Source organism: Atlantibacter sp. MEI4A-1023, assembly GCF_056155425.1.
The window spans coordinates 3821187-3835697 of record NZ_CM149568.1; the positions used below are offsets into that span (position 1 = coordinate 3821187).

The 14511-nt window shown below is 55.4% G+C and carries 12 protein-coding genes; 8 read left to right on the forward strand and 4 right to left on the reverse strand.

Going from position 1 to position 14511, the window contains the following annotated elements:
• Positions 1–91 precede the first annotated feature (91 nt).
• Positions 92–754 (forward strand): carbonate dehydratase, encoded by a 663-nt coding sequence (gene can, locus ACVV26_RS18120; RefSeq protein WP_161660852.1) that lies wholly within the window; start codon positions 92–94, stop codon positions 752–754.
• A gap of 26 nt (positions 755–780) precedes the next feature.
• Here the strand turns inward: can and hpt are convergent, their stop codons facing one another.
• Positions 781–1317 (reverse strand): hypoxanthine phosphoribosyltransferase, encoded by a 537-nt coding sequence (gene hpt, locus ACVV26_RS18125; RefSeq protein WP_312984928.1) that lies wholly within the window; start codon positions 1315–1317, stop codon positions 781–783.
• A 194-nt stretch (positions 1318–1511) separates the two neighbouring features.
• Here hpt and ACVV26_RS18130 point away from each other — a divergent pair, with 194 nt between their 5' ends.
• Positions 1512–3911: a glucose/quinate/shikimate family membrane-bound PQQ-dependent dehydrogenase gene (locus ACVV26_RS18130; RefSeq protein WP_474798589.1), complete on the forward strand. Its 2400-nt coding sequence runs from the start codon at positions 1512–1514 to the stop codon at positions 3909–3911.
• Between the two features lie 49 nt (positions 3912–3960).
• Here the strand turns inward: ACVV26_RS18130 and cueO are convergent, their stop codons facing one another.
• Entirely contained in the window at positions 3961–5508 is a 1548-nt protein-coding gene (gene cueO / locus ACVV26_RS18135; RefSeq protein WP_474801900.1) for a multicopper oxidase CueO, read from the reverse strand.
• Positions 5509–5654: 146 nt separating this feature from the next.
• Between cueO and ACVV26_RS18140 the strand changes: the two genes are divergently transcribed.
• The 3 genes from ACVV26_RS18140 (at position 5655) to speD (ending at position 7828) form a co-directional block, all read left to right on the forward strand.
• The gene (locus tag ACVV26_RS18140) at positions 5655–6002 is read left to right on the forward strand and encodes a YacC family pilotin-like protein (protein WP_474798590.1); all 348 of its coding nucleotides are present in this window, start codon (positions 5655–5657) and stop codon (positions 6000–6002) included.
• A gap of 150 nt (positions 6003–6152) precedes the next feature.
• A complete protein-coding gene (gene speE / locus ACVV26_RS18145; protein WP_474798592.1) occupies positions 6153–7019 on the forward strand; it encodes a polyamine aminopropyltransferase in 867 nt (288 codons plus the stop codon).
• A gap of 14 nt (positions 7020–7033) precedes the next feature.
• The gene (gene speD / locus ACVV26_RS18150) at positions 7034–7828 is read left to right on the forward strand and encodes an adenosylmethionine decarboxylase (RefSeq protein ID WP_312984935.1); all 795 of its coding nucleotides are present in this window, start codon (positions 7034–7036) and stop codon (positions 7826–7828) included.
• 35 nt (positions 7829–7863) lie between these two features.
• Here the strand turns inward: speD and yacL are convergent, their stop codons facing one another.
• On the reverse strand, positions 7864–8226 hold the full coding sequence (gene yacL / locus ACVV26_RS18155) for a protein YacL (RefSeq protein WP_474798594.1): 363 nt from the start codon (positions 8224–8226) through the stop codon (positions 7864–7866).
• A gap of 188 nt (positions 8227–8414) precedes the next feature.
• Here yacL and ACVV26_RS18160 point away from each other — a divergent pair, with 188 nt between their 5' ends.
• Positions 8415–8798, forward strand: a complete 384-nt coding sequence (locus tag ACVV26_RS18160; RefSeq protein WP_474798596.1) for a hypothetical protein — start codon at positions 8415–8417, stop codon at positions 8796–8798.
• 49 nt (positions 8799–8847) lie between these two features.
• Here the strand turns inward: ACVV26_RS18160 and acnB are convergent, their stop codons facing one another.
• On the reverse strand, positions 8848–11445 hold the full coding sequence (acnB, locus tag ACVV26_RS18165; protein ID WP_474798597.1) for a bifunctional aconitate hydratase 2/2-methylisocitrate dehydratase: 2598 nt from the start codon (positions 11443–11445) through the stop codon (positions 8848–8850).
• A 554-nt stretch (positions 11446–11999) separates the two neighbouring features.
• Between acnB and ACVV26_RS18170 the strand changes: the two genes are divergently transcribed.
• Positions 12000–13634, forward strand: a complete 1635-nt coding sequence (locus tag ACVV26_RS18170; RefSeq protein ID WP_474798599.1) for a DUF3300 domain-containing protein — start codon at positions 12000–12002, stop codon at positions 13632–13634.
• Between the two features lie 12 nt (positions 13635–13646).
• Complete coding sequence (locus tag ACVV26_RS18175) at positions 13647–14495, forward strand: DUF2950 domain-containing protein (RefSeq protein ID WP_474798601.1); 849 nt, start codon at positions 13647–13649, stop codon at positions 14493–14495.
• The last annotated feature ends 16 nt before the right edge of the window (positions 14496–14511 follow it).

Here is a 14511-nt window from a genome sequence, read left to right on the forward strand (position 1 = left end):
TGTATCGCACAAAAGTTATGGTGTTTAAAAAATAATTGAGTTGCCTTATATTACATTAACGCAATCCCACGGTTACAGGTTGTTAACCTAAATGAAAGACATCGATACACTCATCAGCAATAACGCTCACTGGTCCAAAATGCTGGTGAACGAAGATCCTGGTTTTTTTGAACGCCTTTCTCAAGCGCAAAAGCCGCGCTTTCTTTGGATCGGCTGCTCTGATAGCCGCGTTCCCGCCGAACGGTTAACCGGCCTTGAGCCGGGCGAACTGTTTGTTCACCGTAACGTCGCCAACCTGGTGATCCATACCGATCTCAACTGCCTGTCAGTGGTTCAGTATGCGGTGGATGTGCTTGAAGTTGAACACATTATTATTTGTGGGCACTACGGCTGCGGCGGCGTACAGGCAGCGGTTGAAAATCCTGAATTGGGCCTGATCAACAACTGGCTGTTGCACATCCGCGATATCTGGTTCAAACACAGCTCCCTGTTGGGCGAAATCCCGCAGGAACGCCGTCTGGATACGCTGTGTGAACTGAACGTGATGGAACAAGTGTACAACCTTGGGCACTCCACCATCATGCAATCTGCGTGGAAACGCGGACAGAAAGTCACTATCCACGGTTGGGCTTACGGTATTCATGATGGCCTGCTGCGCGATCTGGACGTGACCGCTACCAGCCGTGAAACGCTGGAGCAGCGTTATCGCAACGGCATCTGCAACTTAACGCAGACGCACACCAGCCATAAATAACACCAAAGGGGCCACGGCCCCTTTGTTTATTCGTCCAGCAGAACGACTTTGCCAATGTACGGCAGATGGCGATAGCGCTGGGCATAATCGATGCCGTAACCCACCACGAATTCGTCGGGGATAGAGAAACCGATAAACTCGACTTTCACATCCACTTCACGACGCGACGGCTTATCCAGCAGCGTACAGATAGCGAGAGACTTCGGCTCGCGCAGGCTTAAGATCTCGCGCACTTTCGACAGGGTGTTCCCGGAGTCGATAATGTCTTCAACAATCAACACGTCTTTGCCGCGAATATCTTCATCCAGATCTTTTAAGATTTTCACATCGCGGGTAGAGGACATACCGCTGCCGTAGCTCGATGCGGTCATAAAATCGACTTCATGCCCGACCTGCACTTCACGGCACAAATCGGCCATAAACATAAACGAACCACGCAGCAGACCCACCAGTACCATCTCACTTCCGCTGTCGCGGTAGTGTTCGGTAATCTGACGCCCCAGTTCAACAATACGCGCTTTAATCTCCGCTTCGGAGATCATCACTTCAACAGTATGTTTCATATCACTAACCATATGATTTAAAAGCTAAATCATTAAATGCCGACGCGTTTTCCGCCAACACTCATTCGTAAGGCAGGCAGTATAACAGTAATTAGCGCGTCGGGACCTATTCTGAAAAAAAGCTCTTTTTGTGATTAAGATCACACATGTTAATAACTATAATTACTTGCTACTAAAAAATTAAGAGTGTGATTATGGCGGAAACAAAACATAAACAATCATCACTAATCGTGATGTTAACAGCCCTGTTCGCAGCATTGTGCGGGCTGTATTTACTGATTGGCGGGGTGTGGTTAGTCACATTAGGCGGTTCCTGGTACTACCCGATAGCGGGCCTGGTGATGCTTGGTGTCGCCTGGCTGCTGTGGCGCGGTAAACAATCGGCGCTCTGGCTGTACGCGGCGCTGCTGCTTGCCACCATGCTGTGGTCAATCTGGGAAGTCGGCTTCGACTTCTGGGCATTGACCCCGCGTTGCGACATCCTGGTATTCTTCGGCATCTGGCTGATCCTGCCATTTGTCTGGCGAAAACTGCCGGTGATATCGCGCCCTGCTCTCCCCTCAATGATGGTGACGCTGATTATCACCGCCGGTATTCTCGGATGGGCCATTTTCAACGATCCGCAAGAGATCAATGGCACGCTGAAAACCGATGCGGCGGCAGCCACTACTGCGGCTCCGGCGATCCCGGACGGCGACTGGCCTGCCTATGGCCGTAACCAGGAAGGGCAACGATTCTCTCCGCTTAAACAAATTAACGCGGATAACGTTCATGAGTTGAAAGAAGCCTGGACCTTCCAGACCCGTGATGTGAAGTTGCCGACCGACCCGGGCGAAATCACCAACGAGGTTACGCCGATTAAAGTGGGCGACACGCTGTACCTGTGCAGCGCGCACCAGCGTCTGTTCGCACTGGATGCGGCGACCGGTAAAGAAAAATGGCATTTCGATCCACAACTGAACGCCAATCCGTCGTTCCAGCATGTGACCTGCCGTGGCGTCTCTTATCATGAAGCGCGCGCCGATACCGCCAGCCCGGACGTGGTGGCAGACTGTCCGCGTCGTATCATCCTGCCGGTGAACGATGGCCGCCTGTTCGCCATTAATGCCGACAACGGTAAGCTGTGCGAATCCTTTGCCAACAAAGGCATTCTCAATCTGCAAACCAACCAGCCGGTGACCACGCCGGGCATGTATGAGCCGACGTCGCCGCCGATTGTGACCGATAAAATTATCGTGATTGCCGGCGCGGTGACCGATAACTACTCGACTCGCGAGCCGTCTGGCGTTATTCGTGGTTTCGATGTGAATACCGGCGATCTGGTATGGGCGTTCGATCCGGGTGCCAAAGACCCGAATGCTATCCCATCGGATGAGCATCACTTCACGCTGAACTCCCCGAATTCCTGGGCGCCTGCCGCCTACGATGCGCAACTGGACCTGGTCTATCTGCCAATGGGCGTTTCCACGCCGGATATCTGGGGTGGTAACCGCACCGAAGATCAGGAGCGTTACGCCAGCTCGATTGTGGCGCTGAACGCATCCACCGGTAAGCTGGCTTGGTCTTATCAAACCGTTCACCACGATCTGTGGGATATGGATATGCCTTCCCAGCCGACGCTGGCGGACATCACTGATAAGAACGGCAACGTAGTTCCGGTGATCTACGCGCCGGCGAAAACCGGTAACATCTTCGTGCTGGACCGCCGTGACGGCAAACTGGTGGTGCCTGCGCCGGAAAAACCGGTCCCGCAAGGCCCGGCGAAAGGCGACCGCCTCTCCCCGACCCAGCCGTTCTCTGAACTGAGCTTCCGTCCGACTAAAGATTTGAGCGGCGCGGATATGTGGGGCGCCACCATGTTCGACCAGCTGGTGTGCCGCGTGATGTTCCATCAACTGCGCTACGAAGGGATTTTCACCCCGCCGTCTGAGCAAGGCACGCTGGTGTTCCCGGGTAACCTGGGAATGTTCGAATGGGGCGGTATTTCCGTCGATCAGAACCGTCAGGTGGCGATTGCTAACCCGATTGCGCTGCCATTCGTGTCGAAACTGATGCCGCGCGGCCCGGATAACCCGATGGAGCCGTCCGATCCGCCGCATGCCGCAAGCGGCCAGGAAACCGGTATTCAGCCACAGTACGGTGTGCCATTCGGTGTGACCCTGAACCCGTTCCTGTCGCCGTTTGGTCTGCCGTGTAAGCAACCGGCCTGGGGTTACATCTCCGCGCTGGATCTGAAGACCAACGAAGTGGTGTGGAAAAAACGTATCGGGACGCCGCGCGATAGCCTGCCGTTCTCACTGCCGTTCCCGCTGCCGTTTAATCTCGGGATGCCGATGCTCGGCGGGCCGATCTCCACCGCCGGTAATGTGCTGTTTGTTGGCGCAACCGCAGATAACTATCTGCGCGCTTACAACATGACCAACGGTGAAAAACTGTGGGAAGGACGTCTGCCAGCGGGTGGCCAAGCCACGCCGATGACCTATGAGGTTAACGGGAAGCAGTACGTGGTGATTTCCGCCGGGGGCCACGGTTCGTTCGGCACGAAGATGGGTGATTACATTGTTGCCTTCGCGCTGCCGGATGACGCGAAATAACTCTCAACGTTAAAGAACAAGGCCGCGAATAATTCGCGGCCTTTTTATTTTACGCAACGGTGAAGCCCAGCATCATGCCGGTATCTTCATGTTCCAGCAGATGGCAGTGGGCCATATAGGCCTGCTCCGCCGGGGCGGGATGATCGAAACGCACCAGCACTTCGCTACGCGCGCCTTCCACCCAGACGGTATCTTTCCAGCCTGCGCGATGGGCCGCTGGCGGTTTGCCATTTTCGGTCAGGATGCGGAACTGGGTGCCGTGGATGTGGAACGGGTGCATCATCATGTCGCCCTCCCCGGAAATGGTCCAGCGCTCGTACCGCCCACGCTCGACGGCAAAGGCCGGTTTAGACATATCAAACGCCAGCCCGTTAATTTTGTTGGCGTGGTGGAAGTCCATATTCTGATGGCCCATCCCCCCATGATTCATATTACCGTGGCCCATACCGTGGTGCATGCCCATACCAGCCAGCGCCTGTTTCCCGTATTTCTGTTCCAGCGCCTGCATACCCATCATGTCGAGCATCGGGTCCATCATCAATTGTAGCCAGCGCTCTTTGGCGTTAGCGCTATCCGGTATCGCAGGTATATCGACCAGCTTGTCTGGCAGCTCGCCGGACGCGGTGACCACCAGCGGCTGAATGCGCACCACCGGCACCGGTTGATCAAACGGCGAGACGGTCATGCCGATCTGTTTCACCGGCAGCGTCACGATATCGAATGGCGTGTTGTCGCGGTTTTCTACCAGCACTTCAAAGCGCTCGCCCATGATCATCGGCAGTTCGGTGACTTTTACTGGCTCGGCCAGCAGGCCGCCGTCGCTGCCGACGACGTATAGCGGGCGGCCATCGCTGGTGGCGATATTCAGCGAACGGGCATTACAGCCGTTGAGCAAACGCAGGCGTAGCCAGCCGCGCGGCGCGGCATGTTGCGGATACGCCGCGCCGTTACACAGCAGCGTGTCGCCAAACCAGCCGACGGCGGCACTCATCATATCCAGTTGATAATCGATCTGGCCGTCGGCCCCGAAGCGTTTGTCCTGGATAATCAGCGGGACGTCATCAATGCCCCACTGCTGAGGCAGGCGCAGCAGGCGGCTGTCGTTATCTTCAATCAACACAAGCCCAGCCAATCCCATCGCCACTTGATGCCCGGTTTTGCCATGCTGGTGCGGGTGGAACCAGCAGGTGGCGGCGCGCTGCTGCGGCGTAAAAGAGACGGTGCGGGTTTCACCGGGTTTAATCACACCCTGCGGGCCGCCATCCACCTCGCCGGGGATTTCCAGACCATGCCAGTGCAGCGTGGTTTCTTCCGCCAGGGTGTTGTGAATATTAACGGTCACGGCTTTCCCTTGCCGCAACTGGATCGCCGGGCCAAGTAAGTTACCGTTGTAACCCCAGGTGGTCGCCGCTTTGCCGTTAAACAGCGTTTGGCCCGCCTGGATCGTCAGGCGGATGCGGCTCTCTGCATCGGCGGATAACAGATTGGGAATAGGTAAAGCGGGGCGCTCGGCGGCCAGCGCGAAACGGCTCCACAGCGGTAACGCGCTCGCTGCACCCAGCACAGCGGAGTATTTTAAAAAGTCGCGGCGATGCATGTCGATTTCCTTATAGTTCGCAGGTGTAATTTTGAGCATAAACCCTCCCCTAAGCGGAAGGTCAAGCCAGCGGAATAATAATAAAGATCGTCGTGAAATGTGGAATTGTGCTAACTTTCACTCTTCAGAGAGGAGTTCCAGGCGCGATGATGAAGTGGGTCAGGTTTGTGTTACTCGGTGGGTTGCTCGGATTCTCCGCCAGTAGTTTTGCACTAAATGAGTCTGAAGCCGAAGATATGGCTGATCTTACGGCGGTTTTTGTATTTTTGAAGAATGATTGCGGCTACCAAAACTTGCCCAACGGCCAGATTCGACGCGCGCTGGTGTTTTTCGCCCAGCAAAACCAGTGGGACCTGAGCAACTACGACAGCTTTAATATGAAGGCGCTCGGCGAAGACAGCTACCGCGATCTCAGCGGCATCGCCATTCCCACCGCAAAAAAATGTAAAGCCCTGGCCCGCGATTCACTCAGCCTGCTCGCCTACGTTAAATAATCCTCCCCAGCCAGCCTGAATCTTTCCTGCGTTCAGGCTCATCACTTTCCCGCCTTTCGTTGATGAAATATTGACCGTGCATCAGGCTAAGATGTTAGCTATCATGTTGCGCCATTTTTCCATGAGTGTTAACGAAAGAGGTCTCTGCCAATGGCCGAAGCAAAAGTGTGGCAAGAAACGCTGCACGACCAGTTTGGACAATACTTTGCCGTTGATAATGTGCTGTATCACGAAAAGACCGATCACCAGGATCTGATCATTTTCGAGAACCGCGCATTTGGCCGCATCATGGCGCTGGACGGCGTCGTACAAACCACCGAGCGTGATGAGTTTATCTATCACGAAATGATGACCCACGTACCGCTGCTGGCCCACGGCAACGCAAAGCGTGTGCTGATCATCGGCGGCGGCGACGGCGCGATGCTGCGCGAAGTCACGCGCCATAAAAACGTCGAAACCATCACTATGGTAGAAATCGACGTGGGCGTGGTGTCGTTCTGCCGCCAGTATCTGCCCAACCATAATGCCGGAAGCTATGACGATCCGCGCTTTACGTTGGTGATCGACGATGGCGTTAACTTCGTCAATCAAACCGCGCAAACCTTCGATGTGATCATCTCCGATTGCACCGATCCCGTCGGCCCCGGCGAAAGCCTGTTTACCTCGGAATTTTATCAGGGCTGCAAACGCGCACTGAATCCGGGCGGCATTTTCGTGGCGCAAAACGGCGTCTGTTTTTTACAGCAGGACGAAGCCGTCGGCAGCCATCGTAAACTCAGCCATTACTTCGAAGACGTGAGTTTTTACCAGGCCGCGATCCCGACCTATTACGGCGGCATTATGACCTTCGCCTGGGCCACCGATAACCCCGCGCTGCGCCAGCTCGATCTGGACACCCTCCAGACGCGTTTCGCCGACGCCGGTTTACCCTGCCGCTACTACAACCCGGCAATCCACGCGGCCGCTTTCGCTCTGCCGCAATACTTGAACGACGCGCTGGCTCGCCAGGCATCCTAAGGAGGTGAACAAAATTGAAAAAGCTTAAACTGCATGGCTTTAATAACCTGACCAAAAGCCTGAGTTTTTGTATCTACGATATTTGCTACGTCAAAACGGCGGAAGAGCGCGATGGCTACATCGCTTATATCGATGAACTGTATAACGCAAACCGTCTCACCGAGATCCTGACGGAAACCTGCTCCATCATCGGCGCGAACGTATTGAATATTGCGCGCCAGGATTACGAGCCGCAGGGCGCCAGCGTGACCATTCTGGTCAGCGAAGAGCCTGTCGACCCGAAGCTGGTCGATAAAACCGAACATCCCGGCCCATTGCCCGAAGCGGTGGTGGCCCATCTGGATAAAAGCCATATCTGCGTGCATACCTACCCGGAAAGTCACCCTGAAAATGGGCTGTGCACCTTCCGCGCGGATATTGAAGTCTCAACCTGCGGGGTGATCTCTCCGCTTAACGCGTTGAACTACCTGATCCACCAGCTGGAATCCGATATCGTGACCGTGGATTACCGCGTGCGCGGCTTTACCCGCGACGTCAACGGCATGAAGCATTTTATCGATCATGAGATCAATTCGATTCAGAACTTTATGTCCGAAGATATGAAGGCACTGTACGACATGATGGATGTGAATGTGTACCAGGAGAATATTTTCCACACCAAAATGCTGCTGAAAGAGTTCGATCTGAAGCACTACATGTTCCACACCAAACCGGAAGATTTAACCGAAGAAGAGCGGAAAGTAATTACCACTATGCTCTGGAAAGAAATGCGCGAGATTTACTACGGACGCAATATTCCGGTGGTGTAACGCAGGTGGAGCAGGGATGCTCCACGCGGTTAGCGCTATTTTTGTTGGATAAACTCGCGATAGGCTCGCAGTACCTGAAGAAAATCCTCCATGCCGCACAGCGACAGGCTCTCTTCATCGTAATAGCTCATCCCTTCCTCCATTTCATCGCCTGAGAAGGCCAGCTGATTGGCACGCACCATGACTTCCTCGCCATCCAGCCACAGCGTGTATTCATGCCCGGCGCTTTGCCATTGACGCTCGCTGCCAATGACCGACTGCGCCGCTTGCTCCACTTCCTCCAGCAGCGCCAGGTTCTCCTTTACTTCCTCATTAAACCAGTGACCAATCGCTTCATGGCCCATCGACATGCGTACTCTCACCGTACCGGTAACGTCGCGCAGAAATTCATGATCCATAGTGTTTTCCTCTGCTACACGCCGGGCAAACTGCGCCCGAATCTTCTTATCAGTAATTATCGCAGCACGGCGCAAGAAAAACAGCGCGGCGGGCAGAGGGATAGAGAAAAAAGCCAGACGGGACGGCTGTGCTATCCTGAGTATCTTCTTAAAGCCTTAAATCGTAATCAGTTATGCAAAAATTGAAAATGTCATTGTCCCCCATCCTGCTGTTTATCTCCCTCGCCTTTCCCTTCTCCGCCGCGTATGCGGGCGAAGCGGTGCGGCTCGACTGTCTGACCCGCCAGAATGTGCTGATCTCCTTTTTTAAATATCACCTCACCACCATGCAGTGGGGCAAACATTTTCAGATAGCCTCTGGCGCGCATAAAGATCACACAAAATCGGGCGTGCGTTATAAAACCTACTCGTTTCGCAACGGCGATGATCTGGTCTATTTCCCGGAGAATGAGCGCTGGTTCATTATTTATGCCGACCAGAAAAAGCCGGAACGTTGCCGGGTTGAAGAGAGCTTTACCTATCCGGTGGTAAGCCTGCCGCGCTACAGCGGCAAAGAGGATGCCCTGTCGTAAGGCATAAAAAAGGGAAGCGCTGAGGCTTCCCTTTTCGTTACGCGAAGGATCAGACCGCTGTCTGGAAAATCACCCCGTCCGCTTTCTCGGTGTACTGGGAAAGCTGGTCGAAGTTCAGATAGCGATAGGTATCCGCGGCGGTTTTATCCACCTGGGAAACAAACGTCTGGTACTCTTCCGGCGTCGGCAGTTTGCCAATCAGCGCCGCAACAGCCGCCAGCTCCGCAGACGCCAGGTAGACGTTCGCGCCGGTGCCTAAGCGGTTCGGGAAGTTACGGGTAGAGGTCGACACCACGGTCGCGCCGTCCGCCACACGCGCCTGGTTACCCATGCACAGTGAACAACCCGGGATCTCGATACGCGCCCCGCTCTTACCGAATACGCTGTAGTAGCCTTCTTCGGTCAACTGCGCGGCATCCATACGGGTCGGCGGCGCAACCCACAGACGGGTCGGCAACTGGCCTTTATGGGTATCCAGCAGTTTACCTGCCGCGCGGAAGTGACCAATGTTGGTCATGCAGGAACCGATAAACACTTCATCAATCTTGTCGCCCTGCACGTCAGACAGCAGACGCGCATCGTCTGGATCGTTCGGCGCGCACAGGATCGGCTCTTTGATATCCGCCAGATCGATCTCAATGACCGCCGCGTATTCCGCATCGGCATCGGCTTCCATCAGTTGCGGATCCGCCAGCCATTTTTCCATACCCTGGATACGACGCTCCAGCGTACGGCGGTCGCCGTAGCCTTCCGCGATCATCCACTTCAGCAGCACAATGTTAGAGTGCAGATACTCTTCAATCGGCTCACGGTTCAGTTTGATGGTACAGCCTGCCGCTGAACGCTCGGCAGAGGCGTCAGTCAGTTCGAACGCCTGCTCGACTTTCAGATCCGGCAGCCCTTCGATTTCCAGGATGCGGCCAGAGAAGATGTTTTTCTTACCTTTCTTCTCAACGGTCAGCAGGCCCTGTTTGATGGCATACAGCGGGATCGCGTGAACCAGGTCGCGCAGGGTGATGCCCGGCTGCATTTTACCTTTAAAGCGGACCAGTACCGATTCCGGCATATCCAGCGGCATGACGCCGGTCGCAGCGGCAAACGCCACCAGACCTGAACCCGCCGGGAAAGAGATACCAATCGGGAAACGGGTATGGGAGTCACCGCCAGTGCCGACGGTATCCGGCAGCAGCATGCGGTTCAGCCAGGAGTGGATAACGCCATCGCCCGGACGCAGCGACACGCCGCCACGGTTCATAATGAAGTCCGGCAAAGTGTGGTGCGTGGTGACGTCAACTGGCTTCGGATACGCGGCGGTGTGGCAGAACGACTGCATCACCAGATCCGCAGAGAAGCCCAGGCACGCCAGGTCTTTCAGTTCATCACGGGTCATCGGGCCGGTGGTGTCCTGAGAACCCACGGAGGTCATTTTCGGCTCGCAGTAAGCACCCGGACGGATGCCCGCAACGCCGCAGGCACGACCGACCATTTTCTGCGCCAGAGAGTAGCCGCGGTTGCTTTCCGCCACGTCTTTCGCCTGACGGAATACGTCGCTGTGCGGCAGGCCCAGCGCGTCACGCGCTTTGGTGGTCAGGCCGCGGCCGATGATCAGCGGAATACGGCCACCGGCGCGCACTTCATCCAGCAGAACATCGGTTTTCAGTTCGAAGCTCGCCAGCAGCTCGCCGGTTGCGTGATTGCGCACTTCGCCTTTGTACGGGTATACGTCGATGACGTCGCCCATATTCAGGTTGTTAACATCAACCTCGATCGGCAACGCACCGGCATCTTCCATAGTGTTAAAGAAGATTGGCGCGATTTTGCCGCCCAGCACCAAGCCGCCGCCGCGTTTGTTCGGCACGTTCGGGATATCGTCACCCATAAACCACAGCACCGAGTTGGTGGCGGACTTACGGGAAGAACCCGTACCCACGACATCGCCGACATAGGCCAGCGGGTAACCTTTTTGCTGCAAGGCTTCGATCTGTTTGATCGGACCGACTGCGCCGGGCTGATCCGGCTCAATGCCTTCGCGGGCGTTTTTCAACATCGCCAGGGCGTGCAGCGGGATATCCGGGCGCGACCAGGCATCCGGGGCCGGAGACAGGTCATCGGTATTGGTTTCACCGGTCACTTTAAAGACGGTAACGGTAATTTTTTCGTCAAGCGTCGGGCGCGACAGGAACCATTCGGCATCGGCCCAGGACTGCATCACCTGCTTCGCGTAACTGTTGCCCGCTTTGGCTTTTTCTTCCACATCGTAGAAGTTATCGAACATCAGCAGAGTATGGGACAGCGCTTTCGCAGCAATCGGCGCGAGTTTGTCGTTTTCCAGCGCGTCCACTAACGGGTGGATGTTGTAGCCACCCTGCATGGTGCCTAACAGTTCGATAGCTTTTTCAGGGGTGACCAGCGGGGAGGTTGCTTCGCCTTTGGCAATTGCAGCGAGGAATCCGGCTTTAACATAGGCGGCTTCATCAACGCCCGGCGGTACACGGTTGGTCAGCAGATCTAACAGGAATTCTTCTTCGCCCGCGGGCGGGTTCTTCAGCAGCTCGACGAGCGCGGCCATTTGGGTTGCATCTAAGGGTTTTGGAACAATCCCAACGGCTGCACGTTCTGCTACGTGCTTACGGTATTCTTCTAGCACGACGGTTCTCCTCGCTCTCATTGTCATAGTGCGGCTTACACAAGGTGTAACCAGGCGATTTTCTTCACGCTCCTGTGAGACAGTAGTTTGTAGGGTAAATGCCCGATACCGCGTCGGGCAGCATAGCAGGATTTTGAGGGGGTGTTAATCTGTTTACAAAAAAGCAACATAAAAAGATTTGCTGAATCGTTAAGCAGGGTATAGCGCAGCAAAGCGGCGTTTTGCGAAGACAAAAAAACCGCTTTTCAGCGGTTAGTTTGTGCCATGCAGTGGTAGCAAGCACCGGTCCGGCGGTAATGATTTGTGGCAAATCCTCACGCTGTACATTCTGCTCCGCTCAGAAACTGAACACAAGCGGAAAGAGAAGTACTTCAGTGACCGATCATCAGCGCAGCAGCAAATCTATCATCGCTTATAATTTGTGTAATAAATGCTCACATTCTTTATCCGGACTTAATGGCCCTATTCCCCCTTTAAGTCAAAAACGCAAAATACGGTTGAATATACTCGCGGCATCCTAAACGCCTTATGGCTGGCCTTCGTCGGAGTCATCTATGAAATTGCCCTTTAAGCCACACCTGCTTGCACTGCTGTGCAGTGCCGGGCTGCTAGCCGCCTCCGGCATGCTGTACGTGAAAAGCCAGACGCCACCTGTAACGAGCCCCCCTGCCTCCCAACCCGCGCCCGCTCAGGCGCAACCGGCACCCGTCGCACCGGCTGCCGCTGCCTATACCACCGCGCAAATCGATCAGTGGGTCGCGCCTGTGGCGCTGTATCCCGATGCGCTGTTATCCCAGGTATTGATGGCCTCAACGTACCCGGCCAATGTGATTCAGGCGGTGCAATGGTCGCGGGATAACCCCTCGCTGCAGGGCGATCCAGCGATTCAGGCGGTGGCGAGCCAGCCCTGGGACCCCAGCGTAAAATCGCTGGTGGCGTTCCCGCAGTTGATGGCGCTCATGGGTGAAAACCCTCAGTGGGTGGAAGATTTAGGGAATGCTTTTCTGGCCCAGCCTCAGGATGTGATGAATGCCGTGCAGAAGCTACGGGCACTGGCGCAACAAACCGGCGCATTGAAATCGAACCAGCAGCAGACGGTGACACAGACGCCTAAAACCACCGCCGCCGCACCCGCGCCGCAGAATTCGGGCTCCGGGAAAACCACCGTCGTCAGTAGCGCGCCCGCCGAAACCGTGATTAAAATCGAGCCCGCCGATCCGCAGATGGTGTATGTCCCGACTTACAATCCGGGCACGGTGTATGGTACCTGGCCCAACGCCAGCTACCCGCCGGTCTATTTACCGCCCCCTCCGGGGCAGCAATTTACCGAAAGCTTTGTGAAGGGCTTTGGCTATAGCCTGGGCGTGGCAACCACCTATGCGCTGTTCAGCAGTATCGACTGGGACGACGACGACGATCATCATCATCACGATCATGACGATGACTATCACCACGATCGTGGCGACGGCTATTATCGCAACGGCAATAACATCAATATCAATGTGGATAATTACAACCGGATTTCTGGCGAACATCTCACCGGGGGTGACCGGGTCTGGACGCATAATCCTGCCTACCGGGACAACGTGCCGTACAGAAACGACGCTGTAGCCGCGCGTTTCCACCAGACCACTGTCGCGGGTGGCTTAAGCACCACACAAAACACAGCAGTATCGCGCGATGGCCAACGCCAGGCGGCGATGCAGCAACTCCAGCAATCTACGGACCGCAAGTTAAAAACGCCCCAGCCGGCAACGCGCGATGCACAGCGCCAGGCCGCATCAAAACAGCTGAACCAGATAGCCCAGCGTAATAATTACCGCGGTTATGACAGCGCCGATAACAGCGAGCGCCGTGAAACGGCGAAGCAGCATGCTAAAAACCCCACCGCGCAACAGCAGCAACGCCGGGACGCAGCGAGGAACGAGATGCAGCATTCTGGTACCCAGCAGCAACAGCGCCGGGAAGCCGTGCAACAACACCGGGCGACCATTACCCCGGAGCAGCGCCAGCAGCGGCGAGAAACAATGAACGCCAACGCCTTTAGCGGCAATGACAGCCGCTCGCCGTCCTGGCAGGCGCAGCAGCAAAGGGGGATCCAAAGCCGCCAGCATGCGACAGCGGATCGGGAGCGTCTTTCCCACGCCCGGGAAAATGCTCCACGCCATCGTGAATTTCATCGTCAATAAGCAGGAGCGAGCATGAAAAACCGAATCACATTAAGCGCCCTTCCCCTGCTTTTACTGCCTGTCCTTGCTCAGGCGCAGCAGTATTTCAACACACCGGAAGAAGCGGCGAACGCATTTGCCGTCGCGATAAACCAACAGGATGAGACAGAACTCAGCAACTTACTGGGCAACGACTGGCGGGAGTTTTTACCCCCTGAAGGCGTGGATCCCGAAGCCGTGGCACGTTTTACCCGTGACTGGAAAGTCAGCCATCGGATCGTGCAAAAAGATAACGTTGCGCACCTCAACGTCGGCAGCGAGGGCTGGCAACTGCCGCTACCCATTGTTAAAGCCGAAAACGGCTGGCGGTTCGATATGAAAGGCGCAGCGGATGAGATCCTGACCCGGGCGATTGGCCGCAACGAACTCTCTGCTATTCAGGCGATACATGCCTATGTGGATGCCCAGCATAGCTTTTATCAAATGAATCAGGAATATGCGCAAAAATTTGTCAGCAGCGAAGGCAAAAAAGACGGGCTTTACTGGCCTGCCGGGCCGGGCGAAGCGCCCAGCCCGTTAGGGCCATCATTCAGTCCGGTGCAGCCTGGTATGGGCTATCACGGCTACCATTTCCGCATTATTACCGCCCAGGGTAAGCACGCGGAGGAAGGCGAGAAAAACTATCTACAGGACGGAAAAATGGTCGGCGGGTTCGCGCTTATCGCCTGGCCGGTTGAGTACGGGAAAACCGGCATCGCCACCTTTATGATTAACCAACAGGATGAAATTTTACAGACGGATTTTGGCCAGCAAACCGACGAAAAAGCTAAAGCTATTACGCGTTTCGATCCCGGAAGCGAATGGCAAGCCGTTAACCTTTAACTGAAAAAGCGGCCCT